Annotated in this window: 19 protein-coding genes, 1 pseudogene and 1 CRISPR repeat array; of the genes and pseudogenes, 7 read left to right on the top strand and 13 right to left on the bottom strand. The window is 67.5% G+C overall.

The window, feature by feature from the left end; all coding sequences use genetic code 11:
• Positions 1-14: 14 nt before the first annotated feature.
• From CN97_RS21535 to CN97_RS12635, 6 genes and pseudogenes are all read right to left on the bottom strand, one after another.
• A pseudogene (locus CN97_RS21535) lies at positions 15-287 on the bottom strand (IS30 family transposase); the annotation flags it as partial.
• Positions 251-2,863, bottom strand: a complete 2,613-nt coding sequence (locus CN97_RS12655) for a class III lanthionine synthetase LanKC N-terminal domain-containing protein (RefSeq protein WP_455423163.1) — start codon at positions 2,861-2,863, stop codon at positions 251-253. The pseudogene CN97_RS21535 and the gene CN97_RS12655, both read right to left, overlap by 37 nt.
• 203 nt (positions 2,864-3,066) lie before the next feature.
• Positions 3,067-3,507, bottom strand: a complete 441-nt coding sequence (locus CN97_RS12650) for a hypothetical protein (RefSeq protein ID WP_131389806.1) — start codon at positions 3,505-3,507, stop codon at positions 3,067-3,069.
• 191 nt (positions 3,508-3,698) lie between these two features.
• Entirely contained in the window at positions 3,699-4,574 is an 876-nt protein-coding gene (locus CN97_RS12645; protein WP_035712017.1) for an SRPBCC family protein, read from the bottom strand.
• Positions 4,571-5,047 carry an SRPBCC family protein gene (locus CN97_RS12640; protein ID WP_035712013.1) on the bottom strand — a complete coding sequence of 159 codons (477 nt, stop codon included), beginning with the start codon at positions 5,045-5,047 and terminating at the stop codon, positions 4,571-4,573. Before CN97_RS12640 ends, CN97_RS12645 begins: the two co-directional genes overlap by 4 nt.
• On the bottom strand, positions 5,044-5,385 hold the full coding sequence (locus tag CN97_RS12635) for an ArsR/SmtB family transcription factor (RefSeq protein WP_035712012.1): 342 nt from the start codon (positions 5,383-5,385) through the stop codon (positions 5,044-5,046). Before CN97_RS12635 ends, CN97_RS12640 begins: the two co-directional genes overlap by 4 nt.
• A 568-nt stretch (positions 5,386-5,953) precedes the next feature.
• Between CN97_RS12635 and CN97_RS12630 the strand changes: the two genes are divergently transcribed.
• The 7 genes from CN97_RS12630 to CN97_RS12600 all read left to right on the top strand — a co-directional run bounded on the left by CN97_RS12630 (position 5,954) and on the right by CN97_RS12600 (position 16,027).
• Positions 5,954-6,820, top strand: coding sequence for a MurR/RpiR family transcriptional regulator (locus CN97_RS12630; protein WP_035712011.1), 867 nt, complete (start codon positions 5,954-5,956; stop codon positions 6,818-6,820).
• 3 nt (positions 6,821-6,823) lie between these two features.
• Entirely contained in the window at positions 6,824-8,173 is a 1,350-nt protein-coding gene (locus CN97_RS12625) for an aspartate aminotransferase family protein (protein WP_035712009.1), read from the top strand.
• Positions 8,170-9,033, top strand: a complete 864-nt coding sequence (locus tag CN97_RS12620; RefSeq protein WP_084684154.1) for a BKACE family enzyme — start codon at positions 8,170-8,172, stop codon at positions 9,031-9,033. Before CN97_RS12625 ends, CN97_RS12620 begins: the two co-directional genes overlap by 4 nt.
• Positions 9,030-10,001 (top strand): TAXI family TRAP transporter solute-binding subunit, encoded by a 972-nt coding sequence (locus CN97_RS12615; RefSeq protein WP_084684153.1) that lies wholly within the window; start codon positions 9,030-9,032, stop codon positions 9,999-10,001. The genes CN97_RS12620 and CN97_RS12615 overlap by 4 nt, the downstream gene beginning before the upstream one ends.
• A 339-nt stretch (positions 10,002-10,340) precedes the next feature.
• Positions 10,341-12,920 carry a TRAP transporter permease gene (locus tag CN97_RS12610; protein WP_084684152.1) on the top strand — a complete coding sequence of 860 codons (2,580 nt, stop codon included), beginning with the start codon at positions 10,341-10,343 and terminating at the stop codon, positions 12,918-12,920.
• Between the two features lie 613 nt (positions 12,921-13,533).
• Complete coding sequence (locus tag CN97_RS12605; RefSeq protein WP_051911223.1) at positions 13,534-14,583, top strand: patatin-like phospholipase family protein; 1,050 nt, start codon at positions 13,534-13,536, stop codon at positions 14,581-14,583.
• A gap of 1 nt (position 14,584) precedes the next feature.
• On the top strand, positions 14,585-16,027 hold the full coding sequence (locus CN97_RS12600) for a GntP family permease (protein ID WP_035712007.1): 1,443 nt from the start codon (positions 14,585-14,587) through the stop codon (positions 16,025-16,027).
• A 338-nt stretch (positions 16,028-16,365) separates the two neighbouring features.
• Positions 16,366-20,419: a CRISPR direct-repeat array (repeat unit 29 nt; unit sequence CGGTTCATCCCCGCGCGAGCGGGGAACGG).
• 78 nt (positions 20,420-20,497) lie between these two features.
• On the opposite strand, the gene cas2e is transcribed toward CN97_RS12600, so the two are convergent.
• The 7 genes from cas2e to casA are packed head-to-tail and all read right to left on the bottom strand — an operon-like array spanning position 20,498 to position 26,223.
• Positions 20,498-20,773 (bottom strand): type I-E CRISPR-associated endoribonuclease Cas2e, encoded by a 276-nt coding sequence (gene cas2e, locus CN97_RS12595; protein ID WP_282916227.1) that lies wholly within the window; start codon positions 20,771-20,773, stop codon positions 20,498-20,500.
• Positions 20,774-20,784: 11 nt separating this feature from the next.
• Positions 20,785-21,720 (bottom strand): type I-E CRISPR-associated endonuclease Cas1e, encoded by a 936-nt coding sequence (cas1e, locus tag CN97_RS12590; RefSeq protein WP_035712000.1) that lies wholly within the window; start codon positions 21,718-21,720, stop codon positions 20,785-20,787.
• On the bottom strand, positions 21,717-22,475 hold the full coding sequence (cas6e, locus tag CN97_RS12585) for a type I-E CRISPR-associated protein Cas6/Cse3/CasE (protein WP_035711997.1): 759 nt from the start codon (positions 22,473-22,475) through the stop codon (positions 21,717-21,719). Before cas6e ends, cas1e begins: the two co-directional genes overlap by 4 nt.
• The gene (gene cas5e / locus CN97_RS12580) at positions 22,472-23,203 is read right to left on the bottom strand and encodes a type I-E CRISPR-associated protein Cas5/CasD (RefSeq protein ID WP_084684151.1); all 732 of its coding nucleotides are present in this window, start codon (positions 23,201-23,203) and stop codon (positions 22,472-22,474) included. Before cas5e ends, cas6e begins: the two co-directional genes overlap by 4 nt.
• On the bottom strand, positions 23,196-24,275 hold the full coding sequence (gene cas7e / locus CN97_RS12575) for a type I-E CRISPR-associated protein Cas7/Cse4/CasC (protein ID WP_035711995.1): 1,080 nt from the start codon (positions 24,273-24,275) through the stop codon (positions 23,196-23,198). The genes cas5e and cas7e overlap by 8 nt, the downstream gene beginning before the upstream one ends.
• Positions 24,272-24,775: a type I-E CRISPR-associated protein Cse2/CasB gene (casB, locus tag CN97_RS12570; protein ID WP_035711992.1), complete on the bottom strand. Its 504-nt coding sequence runs from the start codon at positions 24,773-24,775 to the stop codon at positions 24,272-24,274. The genes cas7e and casB overlap by 4 nt, the downstream gene beginning before the upstream one ends.
• Positions 24,772-26,223, bottom strand: a complete 1,452-nt coding sequence (gene casA / locus CN97_RS12565) for a type I-E CRISPR-associated protein Cse1/CasA (protein WP_051911221.1) — start codon at positions 26,221-26,223, stop codon at positions 24,772-24,774. The genes casB and casA overlap by 4 nt, the downstream gene beginning before the upstream one ends.
• Positions 26,224-26,447: the final 224 nt, after the last annotated feature.

The raw sequence follows: 26,447 nt of genomic DNA, 5'->3' as shown, positions 1-26,447 counted from the left end.
CCCCGCGATGCGGTCAGGTCACGCGGCAGCAATGCCAGCGGGACGGTGTCGCGCGGGACCCAGCGCCGGATTCGCCGATTGGTGTTCTCAACCATTGGCTTTTACCAGGGCGCCTGCGGATCGCAGAAGCAGGTCAGCGCGCCAAGTCAAGGTTCCAGTTCGCGGCAGGACACGAACTCCAGCCCGCGATCGAAGGTCAGGCTCTGGCGGGCATGTTGAGAAAGGGATGAAAGCAAGCCGATGAGGCTGTTCATGATCGGTTTTGAACGGCGCCCATTGTTGCGGAACCAACAGCGCTGAAGGTCAATTTCGTTTCTTGTCGTGCTCTCCCTTGGTGCCAGGCGATTGGCAGAGCGACCATTCCAGCCTCCGGTAGCAGCGGATGGGACAACGCCTTCCCCATATGCAGCCGGGCCAGAAAATCGACGATGCCAGCATTGCCCACCATGAAATCGGCGGTCGGCAGGCGCGGATGCTCCGCCAGCCAGCACACGCCGCCATTCTCCGCCGCGAAGGCGATATCGGCCAGCACCGCGCCGATCTCCGCCGCCCGTTCGCGCCATACAGGTTCCGCCAGCACCTCCGCCGCCTCCAGATAGGCATGACCAAGCCCCGACAGGCCGTGGCAGAGCGTGAGGTTCGAACTGCGCGGGAAAGCACCGTGCAGGCGCAGAGCGGAGCGTGCGGCCTCCGCATGGGCGGGGTCGCCGAACTGCCGGTAGGCGCGCAGGAAGAACAGCGCGATACCCGGACCGCCGTGACACCACCAGCGCCACGGCGTGGGATGCGCCGCGCTGTAGGGCCAGATCAGGCTGCCCATCGGCCCGCGCTGCGCGCATCGCAAGAGCCAGTCTGCGGTGCGCCACGCGGCATCGGCGTAGTCCGTCCGCCCGGTGCGGGCGGCGGCTTCGACCAGCAGGAACCCCATCCCGGCGGCGCCATGCGCAAATCCGGTCAACACATCCCCCGACAGGCCCGCCACTCCCTCCGGCGTGACCCAGCATCCGTCGGGCGTCTGCTCCGTCACCAGCCGGTCGGCACAGGCGAGAGCATGGGCCAGGTCGCCCGGGTCGCCCTGCATCTCCCAGAGCTGCAGCGCCGCGAGTCCAATACCGGCCGCGCCATGCGTCACATCCAGCCAGCCGGGCACGACCCTCGCCGCGCGGGGTGGCGGTGCCTGCGTCAGCCCGGCACGATGCGCACAGGCCAGTGCGAGATCCACCCCAGCCTCGCCGAAATGCAGCCCCGGCAGATCCCGGTCCTGCGCCGGCGCCGCGGAGCACAGCCAGGCGGCACCGGCCTGAGCCGCCTGCTCCGCCTCCGCCCCCGTCAGACCCGCCCGCGCCAGCCGCGCCAAACCATAGAGCACTCCGGCATTGCCGCGATTGACCGACCGGTAAACCTCGTCCTGCCCGGTGGAGCCATGCCCCGATCCCAGCGACAGCGACACCCAGAGCGGCGGCATGTCCAGCCGCATCTCGGGTGACAGAAGCCCGCGCGCCGCATCATTCAACAGCCGCCCGATGCGTGGCGGAGCAAGCGGGCCGGCGCGGCGGCGGCGCGCCGTCAGTCGGGCGCGGAATTCGACAATACCGGGACGGCGGGCGGGATCAGGGTCCGTGCAGTCCAGGATCAGTGCCAGCAGGTTATCGGCGATGCCCCCGGTCCAGCCCCGCACCGCGCGGCGCAGTTCCCCACGATCATGCAGCGCCAGCCGGCGCGGATCGAGGCCGGTGACCGTCAGCAGCAGCACCTTGCCCAAGGCAAAGATGTCATCCGCCGTGGCTGGAGGCAGGCGCGCGTCCTGCTGCGGCGACATGAAGCCGACCGTCCCCTTGCCGAAGGCATCGCGCGTTCCGATCCGGTCGGCCAGTTCCAGATCGACAAGCGACACCCCGCCCTCAGCGTCGATCAGCACGTTGGAGGCGGAAATGTCGCGATGGACATGACCACGTGCATGCAGCGCCTCCACGATACCCGCGAGGCTGTCGAGTGTGGCGATCATCGCCCGCCGCTTGGCTGGCGCAAGGCGTGCCCATGGCGCGCCATCCAGCAGCGCGGCCACAGCACTTTCAATCGTCCGCCCGTCGCAATGCGTCAGCGCCAGATAACCGCAGCCCTGCCACTCCACATATCCGCGGCTGCGCGGCAGGCCGGGAATGTCGGAGAAGGCGGTGAGCAACCGGTGCTGATGGCGCATCCTGTCGCGGATGTCGCGGCCTGCGGCATCGGCCATGCCATGCGCCCGCCCCTGTTTCAGCACCACCACTTCAGCCTCCTCCCGGGAGGCAAGATCCAGCGCGAGGAAGATGTCTCCCTTTGCGTGCCGGCGGATTACTTCGACCAGCGTGAAGCGCTCCGCCACCCGATCATAGGGCAGGAGCGGCATAGGGCTACGCGCCCCCGGCCAGTCCCGGAAGGGATTGTCCGCCCAGTCTGGCGGCACGAAGGGCATGGTATAGGCATCGGGCTGGAGCGTGCCATCGGTGCGGCGGATGGAGCGGGTGATCTGGCCCAAGGCGTCACGGCCCAGCACCGGTTCATAGGCGCCATAGCGGGTGAAGACCACATCACCCAATTGCAGGTCGGAGGGCACTGCCGGCCCCGACCGCCCGGCCGTCAACGCACAGAGCCGCCGTGCAAGATCGGGCGAGCCGTCGTAGATCGTCATGAACTTGCCCACCTGCGTCTCGCCAAGCGCGCCTTCGTTCAGCTGTTCCAGCGCCTGCGTGTCGCGTGCAATCTTGAAAGCGATGCCTTCGCGGGCCAGCATTGGCACCAGGTCGCGGATCAGCCCTTCGGCCTGCGTGGGCACGGTGGAGACGTGGAATTTCCACCCCTGAGTCTGCTTCGGCGCCCCCACCCCCAGCCAGATGGAGCGCGGAACAAAACCGACGCCCAGCGAAATCAGCACGTCGCGATAATCACTCGCGTGCAATGGCGCAATATCATGCGCGCCCCGAAAATCAGGGCTGTCCTGAAAGTTCACTTTTCCGCTCCCAATGGTGTTGGGATTTAGCCGGTAGGTATCCCGGCTAAATCAGGTCAATCGGTCAGCAGCGTGAATTACCCGAACCGGGACCGGCGTCCGTATTGCGCAAACATGTCGGTCAGGTTCGTGGTATAGCCACAGCTTTGGGCGCAGGTCGCCCCACAACTGCTGGTGCAGGTCACATCGCACCCTGCCAGTTCCGCCATGTCGGGCATCCGGGCGGCGGAGGCGTATTGCTGCCCTATCGGCATCTCCGTCCGATTTGTGGTGTAACCGCAGCTTTGTGCGCAGGTCGCGCCACAGCTGCTGGTACAGGTGACATCGCAGCCCGCGAGCTCGGTGATGGCCGCGCCGATGACGGATTCGGGCGATTTCGACAAAATCGCCCCTTTCGCCGCACCGTCGATCTCACCAAGCGTCTCGATCACCTTTTCCGGTGCGAAGACAAGGTCATGAAAAAATTTCGGGTCCGCCTTTGCCTTGGCGACCAACTCTTTAAATTTACGTGCGTCCATTTCATCCTCGTTAAAATACATTTCGGCGCGAGCCGACAATACTGATGGCGCAAATCGCGCCGAGAATGATTGGTTTAAAAAATAGTCACCGCGATGGAATCAACCGCAGCCAGATAATTCTATCATATTTTAGAAACAAAGCTCATCACGAAATGCTCACTTTCCGCCGGCCCGCAATCGCGGAGAAAGGATCACTCCGCCCCCACGAAACGGGCAAGCTTGGACAGCGTCTGCCCGCCCAGTTCCAGTGCGCCCCCTCCCTTCGCCGCTTGGAATTCCCCCGGAGTGTTGAATACCATGCCAAGCGTCACGAGGGTCGCGCCGTCGATCTCCTCGAAGGCTGCCCAGGCATCGGCGTGTTTCGGGCCGTTTTCGCCCCAGAGCAATGTATAGACCAAGCGCTCCTCCGGTTGCACCTCGCGGTAGCGATGATGGTTGGGATGCACCGTGCCGTCCGGCCCGACCATGTCGAACACCCATTCCCCGCCGGTCTGAATGTCGATGCGGCTGGTGCGGCAGGAAAACCCTTCCGGCCCCCACCATTTCGGCAGCGTCTCCGCGTTTGCCCAGGCGCTCCAGACCACATGGCGTGGCGCCCGGATAACGCGCTGCAGCACCATCGTCCGCTCTGCCGCCGCCGCCAGATTGTCGAGCCCCGCGCCGAAGCCATGCCGGTAGTCCGCCTCCCTGTCGCCTTCCAGCGAGGATAGTTGCACCGTGACCATCACGCGGCTGTGCTCCCCCTCCGTGACAAAATCCGCGGTGACCAGAGCGGCAGAGCGCCTGATCCCTTCGCAGGAGACCACTTCGACATTCACGCTGCGTCGCGCCGGTTGCAGGTCAAGCCAGCCGCATTCGCATTGGATATCCGGTTGGCCCACTACCTTGCAGTGCGACACTTCACGCCCGCCGACCCGCGTCTCCGCGCTCAGGAACTCCACGGTCACCGATGGATCCGGCGCGGCCCAGATCGCCCGCGCGGCAGGAGCCGTCCACGCCTGCCACAGCGTGGCCACCGGCGCCGCTACCCGACGGTCGAACTGCAACGTTGCAAAGCACCCGGTCATTCGAGCAACCCCTTCGCATAGGTTTCCAGTTGCGTGGCCACCGTGCCCCAGCCGTCGAAAAAGCCCATATCCTCATGTATTTTGCGCGTTTCCGGGCTGCGGTGACGGGCAATCGCGGTATAGGTCGTGCCGCCGCCCGGCGCGTCCGAAAGCAGCAGGATCGCCGTCATGAACGGGTCGGGCGCGGGCTTCCAGCCTTCGCTATAGGCATCGGTGAAGACCAGTTTCTCCTGCGGCACTACCTCAAGGTAGACACCGCGGTTGTCCATCACCTGGCCCTGCACGTCGAAGACCGTGTTGAACCGCCCGCCCACCCGCAGGTCGATGTCCACCGCAGTCACCTTGTGCGGGGCAGGAATGAAGAAATGCGGGATATGCTTCGGATCTGTCCAGCATTCCCAGATCAGCCGGCGCGGCGCTCCGAGATTACGGGTGAAGCTGAGGTCCGTGGTCGGGTCCAGATCGGGCATCATGTGTTGCGTTCCTCCATCAGTTTCATGACGTAGTCGTCCAGACGGTCGAGCCGGGCCTCCCAGATCGCGCGCTGTTCGTCCAGCCAGCCGCGCACCGGGGCCAGAGCCTCCGGCACGATGGCGCAGGACCGCACCCGCCCGTCCTTCGACGTGGCGATCAGCCCGGCCTCTTCCAGCACGCCGATATGCCGCATCACGGTGGGCAACCGCAGCCCGGTCGGATCGGCGAGTTCCGTCACCGGCGCCGGCCCCGCCGCCAGCCGGGTCAGGATCGCGCGCCGGGTTGGGTCCGACAGGGCGTGAAACAGAAGCGAAAGGTCCGACTCATACTTAGCCATGCAGCTAAGTATGAAGCCTTCGGAACGCGGCGCAAGAGAAAACTTAGCTCGATGGCTAAGTGTGATCGCCGCTACCGCCGCGCGCGGGTCCGCTGTGCTACAGGAGGAGAACCGGGCATACCAACCGGTATCCACAAGACCAGCCAAGATGGCACTGACAAGGACGCTGGTGGTCCCACCGCACGCAATGGAGCACAGCAACACGCCGGGAGAACCCTGGGCCAGAGGTCGCGTGGCAAGCCCATCAACAGCTGCTGCGACAGGGTAGAGATCACGCCCGGTCGGCTAAAGGCTGGCCAATCGTCTGGAAGCAGTCCCCCGTCGGGTGCCCACCGACACAACAGACTGCCCGAACGTCTTTCCGTGCGCCCCCGCCCTCGCCGATACCGTCATGTGTCGGATATGACGCCACGACGAGGCCAGACCCTGGCTGCCGCTTTTCATGCATCCACCCTCCATTGCGGGAGATACGATGTGGAATTCGCTCCCTCCAGCACCATCGACATATCGCTTGACACAAGTGTTTCTCTGCATGACATTTTCGGAACAATTGCACCGCAGGTGCCGCATGACGCTCTCCGATCTCTGGACCTCGCTCGAAGATCACTACGACACGCTGCCGCCCAAGCTGCGCGAGGCGGCTGGGTTCGTTCGGGCGCATCCTTCCGAAATCGCGCTGCACGGGCTGCGGCGGGTGGCACGCGACTCCGGACTGTCGCCGGCCACGCTGCTCAGGCTGGTGCAGACGCTGGGCTTTGCCGGTTGGGAAGAGTTCCAGTCTCTGCACCGACACTGGCTGGTGGAGGCGGGCAGCGGCATCTATTCCGGTCGCGCCGGGCAGACCGTTGCCGCCGGCGGGGAGGCGCTGATCGCCCGCATCGCGGCGGCGGAGGCCGCGAATGCCGCCTCCGGCCTGCACCCGGAACAGCGTGAGAGCCTGCTCCGTGCGGCCGAGCGGGTGGCGGCGGCAGAGACGGTCGCCGTCCTTGGCCTGAGGAGCTGCCATGCGGTTGCGCATTCGATGGCCTACAGCCTTGGCCTCTTTCACCCCGGCGCGCGGCTGATGGCGGCGACGGGCGGGCTGATGCTGGACGAGGTCGCGGCGCTGCCCCCCGGCGGGATGCTGATCGCCATTTCCGTCGCGCCCTACAGCCGCGAGACGGTGGAGGCCACGCGCCATGCGCGGGATGCGGGCCAGGGCGTGGTGGCGCTGACCGATGCGCCGCTCGGCGCCGTGGCGCGGCTGGCCGACATCGCGCTCATCGCCGCGAATGAGGGGCCGGCGCATCTGGCCTCCGTCACCGGGCTCATCGCGCTGTCGCAGGCGCTGGTCGCGCTCGCGCTCACCCATCGCGGGCCACAGGGCCTCGATGCGCTCCGCCGGCGCGAGGCCGCCCTCGCCGCGCGCTCCGTCTTCCTGCCACCGGAGGCCTGACCCATGGATGCCCGCCCGCGCCCCAATACCAGCCGGATCCTGCACCGCGACCCGAAGGTGCCGCTGCCGGTGGCCATGGCGGGCGACGGCCCCTTCGTCATCGACGCAGGCGGCCGGCGCTATCTGGACGCTTCCGGCGGCGCGGCGGTCTCCTGCCTCGGCCACAGCGAGGGGCGGGTGATCGCGGCGATCAAGGCGCAGCTCGACCGGCTGCCCTATGCCCATACCAGCTTCTTCACCTCCGAACCGGCGGAGGAGCTGGCGGATTTCCTCATCGCCCGGGCGCCGGAGGGGCTGGAGCATGTCTATTTCCTCTCCGGCGGGTCGGAGGCGAACGAGACCGCGCTGAAACTCGCGCGGCAGTATTTCTGGGAACGGGGGGAGACGGGGCGCAGCCGCTTCATCGCCCGCCGTCAAAGCTATCACGGCAACACGCTGGGGGCGCTGTCGGTCGGCGGCAATGCGGCGCGGCGCGCGGTCTATGAGCCGATCCTGCTGCCCGTCAGCCATATCGCCCCCTGCTACGACTACCGCCACCGCGCGGCGGGGGAGACGGAGGAGGACTACGGCCGCCGCGCCGCCGATGAGCTGGAGGCGGAGATCCTGCGCCTCGGCCCGGAGACGGTGATCGCCTTCATCGCCGAAACCGTGGGCGGGGCCACCTGCGGCGCGATCCCGCCCGCGCCGGGCTATTTCCGCCGCATCCGGGAGATCTGCGACCGCTACGGCCTGCTGCTGATCCTGGACGAGGTGATGTGCGGCATGGGGCGGACCGGCACGCTCAACGCCTGCGAAGAGGAGGGGGTGGCGCCGGACCTGCTGACCATCGCCAAGGGGCTGGGCGCGGGCTATCAGCCGATCGGCGCCTGCCTGATGTCCGGCGCGATCCGCGACACGATCACCGGCGGGTCCGGCATCTTCCACCACGGCTTCACCTATATCGGCCATGCCACCGCCTGCGCGGGCGCGCTTGCCGTGCAGAAGGTGATCGAGGAGGACGGGCTGCTCGCCAACTGCCGCGCGATGGGCGCGGCGCTGGACGCGGCGCTGCGGGAGCGGTTCGGTACGCATCCGCATGTCGGCGACATCCGCGGGCGCGGGCTCTTCCGCGCCATCGAACTGGTGGAGGACCGGGCGTCGAAGCGCCCCTTCGACCCGTCGCGGCGGCTTTACGCCCGCATCCGGGCGGAGGCGATGGCGGCGGGCCTCATGGTCTATCCTGGCGGCGGCACGGCGGACGGGCGCGCGGGCGACCATGTGCTGATCGCGCCGCCCTTCATCATCGACGACAGCCATGTCGCGATGATCGCCGACGGGCTGGCCGCGGCGGTCGACCGGGCGCTGGCGGCATGAGCGCGTCCTTCGCCATCGCGGTCGCCCCGAACGGCGCGCGGCGGACGAAGGCCGACCATCCCCGCCTGCCGATGACCCCGGCGGAGACCGCGCGGGAAGCCGCCGCGGCGCGGGAGGCCGGGGCGGCGATGCTGCACCTCCATATCCGCGACCGCGCAGGGGCGCATGTGCTGGACGCGGAGCTTTACCGCGTGGCGCTGGCGGCGGCACGGGCAGAGGCCGGGCCGGACATGCTGCTGCAGATCACCACAGAGGCGGTGGGCCGCTACACCCCTGCCGAACAGATCGCGCTGGTCGATGCGCTGCGCCCGGACTCCGTCAGCCTCGCGCTGCGCGAGGTCTTTGCCGATGAGGCCGGGGCGGCGGCGCTCTTCTGGCGGATGGAGGACTGGGGGACGCTCTACCAGATCATCCTCTATGACACCGCCGATCTCGCCTGGATGGAGGCATTGCAGGCGCGCGGCCTGCTGCCCGGCGGGCCGCTGCCCGTGCTGCCGGTGATGGGCCGCTACAGCGGCACCGGGGCGGAGGCGGCGGAGCTGGAGGCCTATCTCGCCGCCGGGATCACCCGCCATGCCTTCATGCTCTGCGCCTTCGGCGCGCAGGAAGCGGAGTTCATGGCCGAGGGCGCCCGCCACGGCGGCCATGCCCGCGTGGGGTTCGAGAACAACCTATGGCTGCCCGACGGCGGCATGGCCCCCGACAATGCCGCGCTGGTGGCCGCTGTCGCGCAGGCTGTGGACCGGCCGCTGGCCGATGCCGATACGCTGCGGGCCATCTGGTTCACCCCGGCTGAGACGACCATGAAAACACCCGAGAGCATCCGCAGAGATGCCATTCAACAAGGAGAGACGACATGACCCGCACCCGCCTGATGGGCTGTGCCCTGGCGCTGCTGATGGGGGCCACCGCCCTGCCCGCGCTGGCCCAGCAGAAATTCGTCACCGTCGGCACCGGCGGCGTCACCGGCGTCTACTACGCCGCGGGCGGCGCGCTCTGCCGGCTGGTGAACAAGGACCGCGCCACGCATGGGCTGCGCTGTTCGGTCGAATCCACCGGCGGCTCCGCCTATAACGCCAACGCGATCAAGGCGGGCGAGCTGGACTTCGGCATGGCGCAGTCGGACGTGCAGTATAACGCGCTGAACGGCGCAGGCGCCTTCAAGGACACCGGCGCGAATGACAAGCTGCGCGCGGTCTTCTCCCTTCACCCAGAGCCCTTCACCGTGCTGGCTCATCCCGATGCGGGGGTGACGGCGTTCGAAGATTTCAGGGGCAAGCGATTCAACGTCGGCAACCCTGGCTCCGGCACGCGCAATTCGATGGAGGTGCTGCTCGGCGCACTTGGCTGGACGCTGGCAGATTTCTCGCTGGCCTCGGAGCTGAAGGCCGATGAGCATGGCCCCGCGCTCTGCGACGGCAAGATCGACGGCTTCTTCTACGGCGTGGGCCATCCTTCCGCCAACATCCAGGATCCGACCACCACCTGCGGCGCGAAGCTGGTGGCGCTGACCGGCGAGGCGGTGGACAAGCTGGTGGCGGCGAATTCCTACTACGCCAAGGCGACGATCCCTGGCGGCATGTACAACGGCAACCCCGATCCCGTGGAAACCTACGGCGTTCTGGCGACCGTCATCACCTCCGCCGATACGCCGGAGGATACGGTCTATGCCGTGACCAAGGCGGTCTTCGACAATTTCGACGAGTTCAAGGCGCTGCATCCGGCTCTGGCGCATCTGGACCCGGCAAAGATGGTAACGGACGGGCTCTCCGCCCCGCTGCATCCGGGCGCCGCGAAATACTACAAGGAAAAGGGCTGGCTCCAGTGATCCGCCGGGTGCCCTGATCGGCGCCCGATGGCTCGCGATGCCCGACCGGGTGGTCATCTCGCGCTCCTGACCGGCGACCGACCTGACCTTCGCGCGCCGACCTGACCTTCGCGGCCTCTGTCCGCGGATGGGCATCCGTCAGGCGTTGCACCACCCCCCGGAGGCCGCGCCCTCTGCCCGCCCCCGGACGGACGTCCAACCGCCCAGACCGGGGCGGCCAGCGGCCAGCATCGTTCCGCCCGGCCCTGCCCCGCGGGCGGCCCCGCGGGGGCCGCCTTCCCCCAACCGGACCGCGAATGCGGCCGCGCCGGGCCTTCCGGCATCCACAGGGATCAGACCATGACAGCCAGCCGTATCCCGGCGAACGAGCCGGATTTCGCCGAACTGGAACAGATGGTGGCAGAGGCCGATACCGGCGGGCGCCATCCCGTCGGCGCCGCCGCGATGGCGCTCTCGCTGGTGGCGGTGGGCTGGTCGCTCTTTCAGCTCTGGTATGCCTCCCCCCTGCCCTTCATGCTGGGTTTCGGCGTGCTGAACGACACGCAGGCGCGGGCGATCCACCTCGGATTCGCCATGTTCCTGGCCTTCACCGCCTTTCCGGCGCTGGCCCGGTCCCCGCGCGACCGGGTGCCTTTGCAGGACTGGCTGATGGCGGCGGTGGGGGCGTTCTGCGGCGCCTATCTGTGGCTTTTCTATGCCGAACTGGCCGCCCGTCCGGGACAGCCCACGACGCTCGACCTCATCACCGGGATCCTCGGCTTCGTGCTGCTCCTGGAGGCGACGCGGCGGTCGCTCGGCCTGCCGATGGTGATCGTGTCGCTCTGCTTCGTGGTCTATATCTTCGGCGGGCAATACATGCCGGAGGTGATCCAGCACCGCGGCGCCTCGCTGGCGAAATTCGTCAACCACATGTGGCTGACCACGGAGGGCGTCTTCGGCGTGGCGCTCGGCGTGTCGTCGAGCTTCGTCTTCCTCTTCGTGCTCTTCGGCACGCTGCTGGACAAGGTGGGCGCGGGCAACTGGATGATGCAGATGTCCATCGCGCTACTCGGCCATCTGCGCGGCGGGCCGGCCAAGGTGGCGGTGATCTCCTCGGCAATGAACGGGGTCGTTTCCGGGTCTTCGGTGTCGAACGTGGTGTCGGGCGGCATCTTCACCATTCCGCTGATGAAGCGCACCGGGCTGTCCGGCATCAAGGCAGGCGCCATCGAGGCCTCCGCCTCCATCAACGGGCAGATCATGCCGCCGGTGATGGGTGCTGCCGCCTTCCTGATGGTGGAATATGTCGGCATCCCCTACAGTCAGGTGCTGCGCCATGCCTTCCTGCCCGCAATCTTCTCCTATCTCTCGCTCCTCTACATCGTGCATCTGGAGGCGGTGAAGATCGGGGCAAAGCCGATCCCCGCCACGCCGCTGCCGCCGCGCCACCGGCTGATCCGCTTCGGCCTCGGCATTTCCGGCTCCATCGTGGTGATCGCGGCGCTTTACTGGGGTATCAACGGCATTCAGGCGCTGGCGGGGCCAGCGGCGCCCTGGCTGATGGGCCTGGCGGGGCTCGCGCTCTATGTCGCCTGCATCGCCTATTCCGCGCGCCACCCGGATCTGGCGGTGGACGATCCCAACCAGCCGATCCTGCAACTGCCGCTGGCCTGGGACGTGGCGCGCACGGGGCTGGATTTCCTGATCCCCATCGTGGTGCTGCTCTGGTGCCTGACGGTGGAGATGATGTCGCCCGGCCTCTCTGCCTTCTGGGGCACGCTGACCATCATCGCCATGACCGCGACGCGCAAGCCGCTGGTAGCGATGTTCCGCCGTGCCGACCCCGCCCCTGCGGCGCGCGAGGCGGGCCGCGACCTCTGGCAGGGCTTGGAGGCCGGGGCGCGCAACATGGTGGGCATCGCGGTCGCCACCGCCGTCTCCGGCGTGGTGGTGGGCACGATGACGCTGACCGGCCTCGGCCTGATGATGACGGAATTCGTGGAGGTGATCTCCGGCGGCAATGTCATCGTCATGCTGATCATGGTGGCGATCATCAGCCTGATCATCGGGCTGGGGATTCCGACGACGGCGAATTACATTCTCGTCGCCTCGCTGATGGCGCCGGTCGTCGTCACCATCGGGTCGGAGGCGGGGATGACCATCCCGCTCATCGCCGTGCATCTCTTCGTCTTCTACTTCGGCATCATGGCCGATATCAGCCCGCCGGTCGGGCTGGCTGGCTTCGCCGCCGCCGCGATCAGCCGTGAGGATCCGATCAAGACCTGCAACCAGGGCTGGGTCTATTCTATGCGCACCGCGATCCTGCCCTTCGTCTTCATCTTCAACCCCGCGATGCTGCTGATGGACGTGCATTCCTGGCCGGAGACGATCTGGCTCTGTTTCACGGCGCTGGTGGCGATCCTGCTCTTTGCCGCCGCGACGATGAACTGGTTCGTGACGCGGAGCCGCTGGTGGGAAAGCTTGGCGCTGCTGGTGATCTGCTTCACGCTCTTCCGCCCGGACTGGTGGCTGAACCAGATCGCCGCCCCCTATGAGCTGCGCCCCGCGGAGGAGTTCATGCAACTGCTGGAGGAGGCGCCGGCGGGCACGCAGTTCCGCTTCACAGTCGAGGGGTTCGACCTGATGGGCGACGAGGTGTCGAAGACCGTGAACCTGCGCACGCCGGAGGGATCTGCGGCGGAGCGGCTGCGCGCCAACGGCCTGTCTGTGGTGCCGCTGGGCGATGGGCTGAGCATCGGGCCGGTCAACTTCGGCTCCTACGCCGCGCGCATCGGGCTGGAACCCGGACTGGACGTGACCGGGGTTCTGGTGCGGGCAGAGCAGCCCTCACCCCTCTGGCCGACGCTGGCGGCGCTGGCGGCGACGGCCGGGATCGCCGCGCTGCAACTGCGGCGCAGGCGGGAGGCGCTGCCCGCCTGATGAGCCACTTCGGGGCCGCCTTCCTTGCCACGGCGCGGAGGCCAGCGCCAGAATGCCCCAGAAGGCGAGCCGCAGGCAGCGACGGAAATCGGCTTCGAAGCAAGCAACGCCGTCTCTGGTGACGCGGCCCTTGTCGGATGACGGGAGGGCCACCGATCATGCGGGAACCCCGGTGTTCTGGGCTGGGTCGGCCTTGCCCGATTGCATCGTCGCATCAGGTGCGTGACAGGGGCGAACAGGCAAGCACTTTCGGCAGAGTGGCCGCAGCATCCCGCGACCGGCATGGCTCAGACCGCAAATACCGCAGGCGGGCCTTCGGCTTGGCCGGGCGGGTATATGGCAGGCGGTCGAACCCGTGTCCAAAGGGAAGCTCGCCCTTGCTACGCGCTGGCTGCTCATCGGGCGGAGCATGGTTTCCACCCCCTCCCCGCCTGCCCATATGCCCGGTCCCCGGACAGACCGTTGATCCTCTGATCGCGTTTCGGAAGCACGCGCCCGGCCTCGGGTCTGGCGCCTGGCCGACCGTCAAGGGCCTTTGCCGCGCTGCAGCAATCGGGCGTTGATAAACCTTTAGGGCGTGGTAGGATCACCTCGTGTGAAACGAGGATGACCCATGGCCAGACCCTCTCGTGGAACAAGAGCCCGCTCCAGCGCCCGGCTGCCGGTCGATCTCGCGCTGCAGGGCGGCGGCTCGCATGGCGCCTTCACCTGGGGTGTGCTTGATCGGCTGCTCGAGGAGGACTGGCTGACGATCGCGGGGGTTTCGGGCACTTCCGCGGGCGCGATGAACGCGGCGGTTCTGGCCGATGGCCATGCCGCAGGCGGGGCCGAGGGCGCGCGGCAGGCATTGGCGGCTTTCTGGGATTTCGTCGCCGATGCTGCTCGCTTCAGTCCGTTTCAGGCCAGCCCTGTGGGCATGGCGCTTGGCGACTGGTCTCTGTCGCATTCTCCCGTCTACGTGGCGATGGAAATGGGTTCGCGGGTCTTCTCGCCCTATGTGACGAACCCGGCGGGTCTGAACCCTCTGGCACGGGTTCTGCATCAGGTGATCGACTTCGACCGGCTGCGTGTCGCGCCGATTAAGGTTTTCGTCACTGCCACCAATGTGCGCACCGGCCGCGGACGTGTCTTCCGCAATGCCGAACTGACGCCCGAGGTGGTGATGGCCTCCGCCTGTCTGCCTACGGTGTTTCAGGCGGTGGAGATCGACGGTGAGAGTTACTGGGACGGCGGCTATTCCGGCAACCCGACCCTGACACCCTTGGTGCGAGAGGTCGACAGTGACGACACGATCCTGATCCCGATCAATCCGGTCGAGCGCCCCGGTGTGCCGCGCACGGCATCGGAAATCCTGAACCGGCTGAACGAGGTGTCATTCAACGCAGCGACGCTTAAGGAACTGCGGATGATCGCGCTGCTGCGCCAGGTTGCCGATCCAGGCAATGGCGAGGGCGCGCGGTGGGCGCGGATGCGGGTGCATATGGTGGACAACAGCGTGATGATCGGGCTGGACCATTCCTCCAAGATGAACGCCGATCGCACTTTCCTGTATTGGCTGCGCGATCACGGCCGCGCTGCCGCCGAAGACTTCCTGCAAAGGAACGGCGACAATATCGGCACGCGTCCGTCGATCAACCTCGACACTTTGTTGGACGGGATCTGACATGGGATTGATCGGCATCCTTCTGGCGCTGGCCTTCCTGATCACCTTTGCGTATCGGGGATGGAGCGTCCTGCTGCTGGCCCCCGTCGCGGCGATTGGCGCTGCAGCGCTGTCAGGCCAGCCGCTGCTGGCGCATTGGACACAGACCTTCATGGGTGCGGCGGCAGGGTTCATCGGCCAGTTCTTTCCGCTGTTCCTGCTGGGTGCGGTCTTCGGCAAGGTGATGGAGGATTCGGGCGCAGTGCGCGCCATCGCCGACACTCTGACCGTCCGACTGGGGTCTGAGCGTGCGATTCTCGCCGTAGTGCTGGCAGGGGCGGCGCTGACCTATGGCGGGGTCAGTCTTTTCGTCGCGCTCTTCGTGCTGGCGCCGATGGCGGAGGCGCTGTTTCGCCGCGCCGACATTCCCCGGCGGCTGATGCCCCCCGCGATCGCGCTTGGCACCTTCACCTTCACGATGATGGCCATGCCCGGCACGCCCGCGATACAGAATGCCATCCCGATGCCGTTCTTCGGCACCACGCCCTTCGCCGCACCCGGACTTGGGATCATCGCCTCGGCCATCATGCTGGGCTTCGGGCTGTGGTGGCTGGGCAGAGTAGAGCGTATCGCGCGCGGCCGGGGAGAGGGATTTTCCGACGCCCGCCCGCCTGCCGTCGCCCCTCCGGTGTTGCGCGAACGGGCGGTCACGACCCAGGAATTCGACCCAGCCGAAGTCGTCCAAGGCCACCGAAGCGAGGCGCTCCCTGCCCCTTTGGTCGCCGCGCTGCCGCTGACGGTGGTGGTCGTCGTCAACCTGGTGATGTCCTTCGTGATCCTGCCGAGGATGGATGCTTCTTGGCTGGCGGAGCCGCGCTGGGGCGGCATCACCCTCAGCGCGGTCAGCGGTGTCTGGTCGGTCGCCGTCGCGCTCATGGCCGCGATCCTGACAGCGGTGGCCCTGAACTGGCGCCGCCTGCCACGCCTGCGCGATACTCTGGACGCGGGCGCCAATGCTTCGGTCCTACCGATCTTTGCGGTAGCGAGTCTGGTCGGCTTCGGCGCGGTGGTGGCGGCGCTTCCGGCCTTCGGGCTTGTGCGCGACTGGGTGCTGGGGATCGGCGGCGGGCCATTAGTGTCGATGGCGGTCGCGACCAATATCCTTGCCGCGCTCACCGGGTCGGCCTCGGGCGGGCTGACCATCGCGCTGGATGCGCTCGGGGCGACGTATCTCGCCCGCGCGGCCGAGGCCGGGATCGATCCGCAGCTGCTTCACCGGGTCGCGGTCATGAGCGCCGGCACTCTCGACAGCCTCCCTCATAGCGGCGCTGTGGTAACGCTGCTGTCGGTCTGCGGCGTCACAGCCCGGCAGAGCTATCGCGATGTCGTCATGGTCGCGGTCATTGGCGCATTGCTGGCTCTGATCGCCGTGATCCTGCTGGGAACGTGGTTCGGAAGCTTCTAGACCTAATGGGCGGTACCTGCGGGACGTCTCCCCGAGGTAGCGGAATCGTAACCGACAGCCGCGACGCGCGCCTTGCCCAAGCTGCATAGGGGTTGGCTGAACGGCTTCCCAAGATCGCGAATTCTGCACTACGTCCTCCCCAGAATTAGCAGAGTGAGGCCCAGCATGACCCCAGCTGGCAGGAATACGCCTCGTCCGACGCCACCCTGGCCAGACCCACCGTATAATTCTGCTTTTGGATAAAGAGCCCGGTCAGCAAGGGGTGACCTTCACCGTCTGATCCTTTTCGAAATCGACAGGCGCCACCGCATATCCCTTCGGAACGACGACGTCCCCAGCGGTTCATCCCCGCGCGAGCGGGGAACGGTCCCGAAACAGCGCCCTCTCACCGGCGCGCACCGGTTCATCCCCGCGCGAGCGGGGAACGGGTGTTCAGACCACCACCCGTGTAGTTGGCGTTCGGTTCATCCCCGCGCGAGCGGGGAACGGCCATCCGCCTGTTCTCCGCCAACTGATGACTGCGGTTCATCCCCGCGCGAGCGGGGAACGGTCAGAAGTCAGGTAGTCCCGGTTGCGCGCGCCCGGTTCATCCCCGCGCGAGCGGGGAACGGGCTGCTCTTCGCCGATCCGCTGACACGCGGTCCGGTTCATCCCCGCGCGAGCGGGGAACGGCGATGCTGATCTGGTTGAGGAAGCCTGACCGTCGGTTCATCCCCGCGCGAGCGGGGAACGGGCCAACCTAGCTCCCTTAGTGTTAAAGAGAGCCGGTTCATCCCCGCGCGAGCGGGGAACGGGAGATCGTCACCGGCTCGCTGCCCACCGTGCCGGGTTCATCCCCGCGCGAGCGGGGAACGGAAAGTGCCCGGCTATCCGAAGCGGCTCGGGTTCGGTTCATCCCCGCGCGAGCGGGGAACGGTGACTGGGGAGAAAGGCGCAGGAAAGTCAACTCGGTTCATCCCCGCGCGAGCGGGGAACGGCGGCTCGAAGACCCGAGCGAGCTGTCGAAAGCCGGTTCATCCCCGCGCGAGCGGGGAACGGGCGAAGAGCCTCTCCCGACCCGCCGCCGAAAGCGGTTCATCCCCGCGCGAGCGGGGAACGGGGGCGTGGTATAAAACCAGCCGGTGGCAACGTCGGTTCATCCCCGCGCGAGCGGGGAACGGAGCCATCCGGCATCTTCGGATCGTTGCTGCCGCGGTTCATCCCCGCGCGAGCGGGGAACGGAGCGCCCAGACATTCACCCGGTATTGGGTTGCCGGTTCATCCCCGCGCGAGCGGGGAACGGTTTAGCAGCCAGTTCGGCTGCCTCTATTTCCGCGGTTCATCCCCGCGCGAGCGGGGAACGGCCGAAGCCACCGTTCGTCCCGGAAACCGTTGACGGTTCATCCCCGCGCGAGCGGGGAACGGACGTGGCGGCCCCGCCAGACGACTGACGGGGCCGGTTCATCCCCGCGCGAGCGGGGAACGGGCGGCACGTCAGGCGGGCGGGCAGCGGTGCGCCGGTTCATCCCCGCGCGAGCGGGGAACGGGGTCTGGACCGGCGCGGCTGCGTCTGCGACCGTGGTTCATCCCCGCGCGAGCGGGGAACGGATCTGGTCTTTTCCGGGAAATGCTACGATTGGCGGTTCATCCCCGCGCGAGCGGGGAACGGTTGGGGTCATTAGCGACGAATTCAGCAAATCGCGGTTCATCCCCGCGCGAGCGGGGAACGGCCGCTATATGGACGGCGTTCTGCCAGTCCCTGCGGTTCATCCCCGCGCGAGCGGGGAACGGTACTCATGCCAAATACGCAGCGGAGAACAGACCGGTTCATCCCCGCGCGAGCGGGGAACGGTCTCCATTTTCATAGAATTTAGCGGAGTTATGCGGTTCATCCCCGCGCGAGCGGGGAACGGTGCCAGATGCACCATTGACGAATTGACGTCCGCGGTTCATCCCCGCGCGAGCGGGGAACGGCGAGACGTAGCCGACATCGAATCCATTAGTGTCGGTTCATCCCCGCGCGAGCGGGGAACGGTCCGTAGTGGAGAAACTGTGGAGGGATGGAGCCGGTTCATCCCCGCGCGAGCGGGGAACGGCGAGCATCCGGGGGGCAGAACAGCACGTCCACCGGTTCATCCCCGCGCGAGCGGGGAACGGGATTGATGCTGCATCGCGGCGTGAGAGTATTACGGTTCATCCCCGCGCGAGCGGGGAACGGCCTACCCGGCGACTATAGACGAGCGTGGACACCGGTTCATCCCCGCGCGAGCGGGGAACGGAGTGCGATTAGCTGCACCTGCGCCAGCTTGTCCGGTTCATCCCCGCGCGAGCGGGGAACGGGCCCACCAGAAAACTGTTATCCGGTCCGGGAGCGGTTCATCCCCGCGCGAGCGGGGAACGGACAAGCGCGCTGGGTTGGTTGTCGATGCGATGCGGTTCATCCCCGCGCGAGCGGGGAACGGCGCGAAGGAGAGGCGGCGAAAAGGGCCGGCATCGGTTCATCCCCGCGCGAGCGGGGAACGGTCAGCGCCGGTATCCGGGGATGCATCACGCAACGGTTCATCCCCGCGCGAGCGGGGAACGGGTGCGCTGCATCGCCTCGATCAGTTCGCTGAGCGGTTCATCCCCGCGCGAGCGGGGAACGGATGAACGCGAAACCTATGGTCAACCGGACTTCCGGTTCATCCCCGCGCGAGCGGGGAACGGCGTTTGCGTTTCGTTGAATTATGCATCGCACGCGGTTCATCCCCGCGCGAGCGGGGAACGGCCGACCGTCCGACCATCACGGGTTTTGTAATACGGTTCATCCCCGCGCGAGCGGGGAACGGCGGGGGTGCCAATCGAAGCGCTGGCCTGTCACCGGTTCATCCCCGCGCGAGCGGGGAACGGGCGCATTGACTCGCTACAAATGTCCTGCTGGACGGTTCATCCCCGCGCGAGCGGGGAACGGCTCCACCACATCCCCCACCTTAGCCCCAATCTCGGTTCATCCCCGCGCGAGCGGGGAACGGCCATCCGTCCATAGACGTATTCGGTGCACCATCGGTTCATCCCCGCGCGAGCGGGGAACGGCCTGGTGAATGGTTTGGCGAATTTCTCTGGTCCGGTTCATCCCCGCGCGAGCGGGGAACGGGGGTGTCAAGGGGTGTTCTTATTGGTGAATTTCGGTTCATCCCCGCGCGAGCGGGGAACGGTAAAGAGGGAGGCAGCAAGGCATAGGTATGACCGGTTCATCCCCGCGCGAGCGGGGAACGGATTTATCACCCTTAAACTAACTGGGCATATCGCGGTTCATCCCCGCGCGAGCGGGGAACGGGTAGCGCGCCTATTCCTCAGCGCACCCATGCCGGTTCATCCCCGCGCGAGCGGGGAACGGTCGCCGCCGTCGCCACTCTCAGGCACCTGCGGCGGTTCATCCCCGCGCGAGCGGGGAACGGATAGGCGGTGATGAGACGCGACCGAGGCGTGACGGTTCATCCCCGCGCGAGCGGGGAACGGTGTACGCTGAACGCGATGGCATTATGAACTGGCGGTTCATCCCCGCGCGAGCGGGGAACGGACCGCCAAGCGCCGCGATGATCGGGGACATGGCGGTTCATCCCCGCGCGAGCGGGGAACGGCGGGTATGATGCGGAATGGGGTGTGCTACCCGCGGTTCATCCCCGCGCGAGCGGGGAACGGGGTTTCGTGCAACAAACAGGCCGCAGATCAACAGGTTCATCCCCGCGCGAGCGGGGAACGGCGCTTCAGAGTGACCGCAGCCGCAGCCACCGCCGGTTCATCCCCGCGCGAGCGGGGAACGGGTAGATCGCGTCAACATCCGCGCCGATAAGTCCGGTTCATCCCCGCGCGAGCGGGGAACGGATGTTGCGGCGGATCGTGATATCCTCGGGCGTCGGTTCATCCCCGCGCGAGCGGGGAACGGTTCTGCATAAGTTCGGAGTCCGACAGTTTCGCCGGTTCATCCCCGCGCGAGCGGGGAACGGGAACGGTTCCGGAAAACTCGCGGCGTGGCTGTCGGTTCATCCCCGCGCGAGCGGGGAACGGTTGCGGCGCATGAGGAGCTGCACAAGAACCGCCGGTTCATCCCCGCGCGAGCGGGGAACGGTGAGGCGGATGCGCCTTGGTTGATCTGGCCTACGGTTCATCCCCGCGCGAGCGGGGAACGGCTTGCCGTCAGGATGTTCCGGATATGAGACGTCGGTTCATCCCCGCGCGAGCGGGGAACGGCTCGCGTTCCTTGGCGCCGAAGATCTGGAAACCGGTTCATCCCCGCGCGAGCGGGGAACGGGGCACAACGGTCAGGTCGAAATCCGCCGACGACGGTTCATCCCCGCGCGAGCGGGGAACGGTGCAGCGCCCGTTTCACGGCGTCCACTATGCTCGGTTCATCCCCGCGCGAGCGGGGAACGGTCTTCCTGCAGACATTTGATTCATCAAAACTATTCGATTGTCAAAGAACGCACCGATGCCTAAGGCCTCTTTCGCCGCTCAGCTTTCGGTATCACGCGGGCGAAAGCTCACCAGCTTCAGCCCGTCGAAATCCACCGGCATCCGCCGGTTCCGGCCCGTTGTCAGGAAGTCGAAACCCTGGTCGGTCTGTGCGCGCCAGACCATCACCGCATCGCCTTCGTCGATATAGGAGATGACCTGGCCCCAGATCATCTCGCGCGTCCGGGCGGAATAGTCGCCGACATAGACCCCGGCGCGCACCTCCAGCAACCAGGCGGCGAGCCGCCCTCTCAGCCGCGGCGGGGCGTTTGTCACCACCACCACCATCATCCGCGGTGGCCCTCATCACCGGAGGCCTGGTCGGGAAAGGCGGGGCCGAGCGCCTCCGGTGGCGGATCGGGGCGGGGAAGTTCGCCCGCCTCGAGCACGGCCTCGATGCCGGGGATGATCTTCGACAGGAGTCCCGTGCGCCGGAAGGCATCGCGGCAGGCCAGGCGCACCGCCCGGTCGGGCGCCATGTCCAGCCGGCCCTTGGCCTGCAGGCCGGCAATGCGGAACGCCTCCGGCACCACGGTGTCCAGTTTCCAGATGTCGGCGATGTCGTAGACAAAGCTCAAGGGCTTGCCGGTGTGGAGAAAGCCTATGGCGGGGGCATAGCCCGCGGCCAGCACCGCCGCCTCGGTCAGCCCGTGCAGGCAGGCGGTGGCGGCGGAGAGGCAGCGGTTGGGCACGTCGCCCGCTTCCCAATCGGCGGGGTCATAGCTGCGCCTGCGCCAGTCTACCCCGTGCTGACGGGCGAGAAGCGCGTAGCTCTCGCGCACCCGCACCCCTTCGATCCCGCGCAACTGGTCGATGGACCGACGGGAGGGCGCCTCTTCCCGGAACCGCAGCTGATACATCCGCCGCACCACCCGCAGCCGTGCGGCGTCGTCCAGTGCGATCCGCGCCTGCCAGAGAAGCCGGTCGGCCCGCGCGCCTCCCGGCTGCCCGGCGGAGTAAAGCCGCACGCCGGCTTCCCCCACCCAAGTGACCAATGTTCCCGTCCGCGCGGCCAGTGCCACGGCTGCATGACTGATCCGCGCACCGGGTTCCAGCATCAGACAGGCGAGGCCACCCACCGGAATATGCGTGCGGGTGCCATCCGCATTCACCGCCACGAAGGCGCCGTCCAGCACGTCGAGCTGCGCGCGTTCAACAAACACCAACGAGGCGCGGTCCTTGAGGGGGATCGGCCGCGGCGGCGGCAGGCCGGGCGTGGTCATCCGGCCCGGCGGAGCAGCATCAGCCCGCAGCCGAAGGCGCGCGCCCGGCCAAAGCCCTGCCCCAGTTTTGCCACGAACGCCGCCGGATCGGTGACCGTGATCACGCCGGAGAGGTCGAGGATGCCGTATTGCGGCTGCCCCCGCCGCTTGCCGACATGGCCGGGCAGCGCAGCGGTGGAATAGTCGCCGACGATCACCTCCTCCACCGCGAAACCCGCCCCCGCACCCTGGCCGGCGAGCCAGTCCGACGCCGCCGCCTGCGCCAGTTTCAGCCGCACCTGCGGACGTGGCGCGGGTTCATCCTCCGCCAGGTCGCGGAGACCGGGAAGCGGGTGCAGCCGGTCCATCACCAGGTCGATGTGCCGCCGCTTCTGCTTGCCGTTCGGGGCCAGTTCGCCGACCTTCACCGTCCGGGTGGCATTGGCCCGCAGCGTGAAGGCCAGACTGTCGCCGGATTCCAGCGCGGGGGCAAACTCCTTCACCTCAGGCGCCTCGAAGAGCAAAGACGGCTCCGGCGGGCGGTGGGAAAGTAGCGTAAAGCGCCCCTCCCCCTCATCCCGCCAGAGGAAATCGCGGGTCCGGTCGTCGTGGTCAGCAAAGAGCGTCCAGACCAGCCGGTGATGGGCATCGGTGCGGCGACCATTCTCCCGCTGATCCTTCGCGCCACGGTGCAGGGTGGAAGGATCGAGCAGCGACCGGAGCGGGGCAAGGTCGCGACTGCGCGAAAGACGCACGCGAGACAGCCAGAGCGTCATGCCGCCTCCCCTGCCACGCGAGGCGCGATGCTGCAGACGGCCATGCGCACGGCGCGGGGCGCGAAATGCCAGCCAATGCGATCGGTGGGCCTATCCTGGCGGAACTCCACCCGCGCCTCGGCGATCTCCTCCTCCGTGGCGATCAGCGCGGCACTAGCGCCCGACAGCCAGGGCGGCAGCGCCATGCCGGCCAGCGCGTTGGCGGCATCGGGCGCGGAGATGAGCCGCGGCTCCAGCGGTGCGGAAAGCGGACAGGACTTGCGCCCGAGCGAAAGCGTGAAGACCGGTCGCAGAAGCGCCTCGCGCACCTCTGCCAGACCCTGCCCCCAGAGCGCCACGCCGTAAAGCACGCCGCAGCGATAGTCGCGAAGCGTGATGGTGGTGTCGGCGCCACTCTTGCCCTGCCCGACGGAGCGCCGGGCCAGCCGCAACGCCTCCCCCCGCGTCTGCGGGTGCTTCGCCACCGCGGAGGGTACCGATTGCACGGTATGGTAGTCGCGCAGCGGGTCGCCGGTCTCGAAGACCGCCACCGCCATGCCCAGCCCGTCGAGCGCCGAGAAATCGCCGTCGCGGCGGATGCCCATGGCGGCGGCGCAGAGGCCCAGCACCGCCGACCGGCCGGGCCAGGACCAGCTTCCTCGCCGCGCATGGCCCGCCAGTTCCCCCATGGAGCCGAGCGAGGCCGCCAGGGTGAAGACCAGATGGTCGCGCATTGGCAGATCACTCATGAGCAGGCACCGAGGCGGCAGCAAAGGCGGCGATGGCGGCCAGCGTGCCCGTGCCTGCCTTCACATCCATGACCTCCGTGGCGACGGCGGCCAACCCATAGGCGCGGTCGATCTGCTCCGCCGTCTGCTCCAACGCCGCGATGGAGGAGCGTTCGATGTCGTTCGATCTCAGGTCCACCGGCCTGAAGAACGCCCCCGTCAGGTCGCGCGGCTGCTGCGATCCGCGCTCCGCCCGCATGTAGATGGCGCGGGGATGGTGGGCAAAGCTGTTCTGCTTGCCGGACGGCGTGGCCGTGGCGAGCGCACGGGCCAGCGCCTCCAGCCCCTTCGCCGCCAGTTCGCGGTCCCCGGCAAGGTTTTCCACCAGCAGGTCTACGTTCACGCAGGCGTAGAGGTAATAGACGCCGGAGCCGAAGCCCGTCTCCCCCAGATGCCCGGCGCCGGTATCCTCCCGCTTGTTCAGGTCATCGACGGCGGAATACCAGTCGTCCTCCGCCAGCGCCTTGTGCGTCGTGATGGCGTGGGAGACCTGCACGGCAGCCTCCCGGTTGTATTCCGGGTCGGAGGCCAGCATCCGGCCGAACATGGCGATATCCACCGCCCCATCCGCCTTGCGGAGCACCATCCGTTTCAGATCCTTGCCACTGGGCAGCGCCTCCCCCGCCAGCTTCTTCGCCGCCAGATCGCGGGCCAGCACCCATTCGTCGGGCGAGACGAAGGCCAGCGTGGTCGCCATGGCGGTCTGCGGCTGGCCCTTGGCGGGCGCCTCCAGCGTGGAGAAGATGCCAGCAACCTCCACCGCAGCCGCGCGCGCATGGTCCGGCGTGGTGCCCCCGGCGATCAGTTCTGCCTCCAGCTCCGTGCCCAGCCGTTTTGTGCGGGTGCCGGTGTGGCCGGCCAGCCCCGCGTCAAACTCCGGGCTTTCACGCAGCGCCCGTTTCACGGATTGGGAGGAGAGCCGCAGCCGATGCGCCCCACCCAGAAACGCCTGCTTCGGGCGGCCCTGATCATCCCGGTTGGGGTTGGAGGGCGGATAGGTGGTCAGCACATGGAATTGCACGAAAGTCGTCACGAAATGGTCTCCCCGTCGGAATTCTCTTGTTCGGAAACTGTTGTCGCGGCAGTGCTCTCCGGCTCCATGCCGCCGTGATAGTCGATGACCCAGCGGTTGCGGGTCTTGTCGGACCAGTCCAGCAGGTCCGCGCCGAGCAAGCCCACGTTGCAGGCCCGATCCACCATCGGCAGGGCGCGCCGGATCCGCTCGGCCAGGTCATCGCCCTCCGCCCGGATCAGCCCTTCGAAGCGCGCAGGCGAAAGCACTCCCCCAAGACGCCGGGCCAGCGACCCTCCGCGATCCTCCCGTACCGCCGCCAGCACCCGGACCAGCGGCAGCAATTGCTCCGGCTGGTGCAGCAGATGCAGCGCCTTGCCCAGATCATAGACCGCGCTTTCGGCCAGGCAGTCGATGGCGTCGCCCCGGTTCAGGCGGGCGGCCAGCGCGCGGGCGGAGGAGGACTCGCGCGCACCGATGCGCTGGTGCCACCAACTCCTGATAATGTCGCGACTGCTCATGCGGCCTCCTTCTTTTTCTTTTCAGGCGGCTGAAGCTCCAACTCCCGGAATGCCTTCTGACCCAGCGGCGTGTAGCCGCGGAAAGCCAGCGCCAGGCTCCGTTGCGCGTCGACGATCGCCTTCTGCTCCGTCACCACCCGGTCGGCGATGTCGCGCAGCGCCAGATGTTCGAAGAGTGCCATCCCCTGCCGCCGCATGTCGGCCAACCAGCGCCGTGCGACGCCATCTGCAGGATCGGTTGGGAGTTCGGCCATGCGCGCTTCGAACGCCGTCTGGGTGCGGATGTAGAACTCCTCTCTAACCGCCTCGCGTGCCTCGCCCTCCGCCAGCACGGGGGCAAGCGCCCCGCGCAGCGCGACAGCGAGATATTCGGCGGCAGCGACCATGCCGTTCAGCCGCCGTTCCCCCTCCCCTTCCAGATGGACGAGCGGCGGGCGGGCGTGCAGGTAATCAACGGCCTTCATGTTGTCCATCGCCCAGCCGGCGACAATCAGCCGGGCACTGCGCCCGCCGCTGCGCTCATTCTCCCAGGTCTTGACGGTGGCCGGCAGCTCCCGCAGCCCGTCCATGCTGCGCACCGCGACGCCCAGCCAGTGGCGATAGCCGAAGACGCCGGCGCGAGGCCGCACGGGAAGCGGATCGTCCCCCGCCTTCTGCCGGTAATAGGGCGTCAGGGGATGGGTCCAGCCGGTGTAGCGGGTGCCGTTCGGGCGCTGGATCACGCCGGTCACGCGGTCTTCCTCCGCCACCAGCCAGAGCCGCCGCGGCATCCCGAAGAAGACCGTCGCAGGATGGCCCTGATGGGGGAAATGCGCGACGCCTCCTTCGGAGGTGACGGTCCGGCGCATCCAGGGCAGGTCTTCGGGGCGCGCCGGAGTACCGTCCGGCACGTTGGCCCAGACCAGCGGCCAGAGCCCGCCGCCCGGATCGACCAGCACCGTCATCGGCCCGCCCCCGCGCAGCGAGGTGAGGTTGCCCCGCCCGCCCGACGGCGCCTGCGTCTGCATGGTGTAAAGCGCCATCGCGGCGGTGGGCAGATCAAGGCCGGGATAGCGCCCCTCCCGAACCATCAGGGTGCCGCCCTCGCCGCCGGAATCAACGAAGAGCAGGTCGGCGGCGCGCGCGTCACCGATCAGCCCGCCCAGTTCTTGCATGAACCGCGGCCCCTCCCCCAGCAAATCGAAGGCGGGCGCAAAGGGTGCGAGCCGCTCTCGAAGCCGGGCCGGGTCGGGTGTCTGCCGGTCCTCCCAATCCTCGGCATGCGCAGGCGGGTCGGCCAAGGCGACAAGGCCGATGAGGAGTTCGATACAGGCAATGTTGAGGTCCGCGCGCGGCCAGTCGGGGCGGAGGATCATAGCGTCGGCCATCTGCCAAGGCGCGATGATGCGCCGCGCGCCGGACATGTCGATGACTGGAATCCACGGATCGGAAATCAAGTTGAGCGGCATGGAAAGCCTTTGTGGTCAGGACAGGGAAGGGAAGGGAAAACTTGCCTGATCCTGAGCGTCCCGGTAATATTGGGGCGCTCAGGCACGAACGGGTTAAAGCTGACCCATCTTCGGAACCTCCTGTGTGGTGCCTCCTGACCGCTGGAACGATCAGGAGGCGGGCTTCGGACCTACCAGCGCCGGATTTCGGGAAACCCGAGGTCCGGCGCTTTCATATGCTGCCA

The organism is Haematobacter massiliensis (genome assembly GCF_000740795.1).
Taxonomy (GTDB): Bacteria; Pseudomonadota; Alphaproteobacteria; order Rhodobacterales; family Rhodobacteraceae; genus Haematobacter; species Haematobacter massiliensis.
The sequence above is the reverse complement of the archived record's forward strand: the minus strand, read 5'-3'. Positions and strand labels throughout refer to the sequence as shown.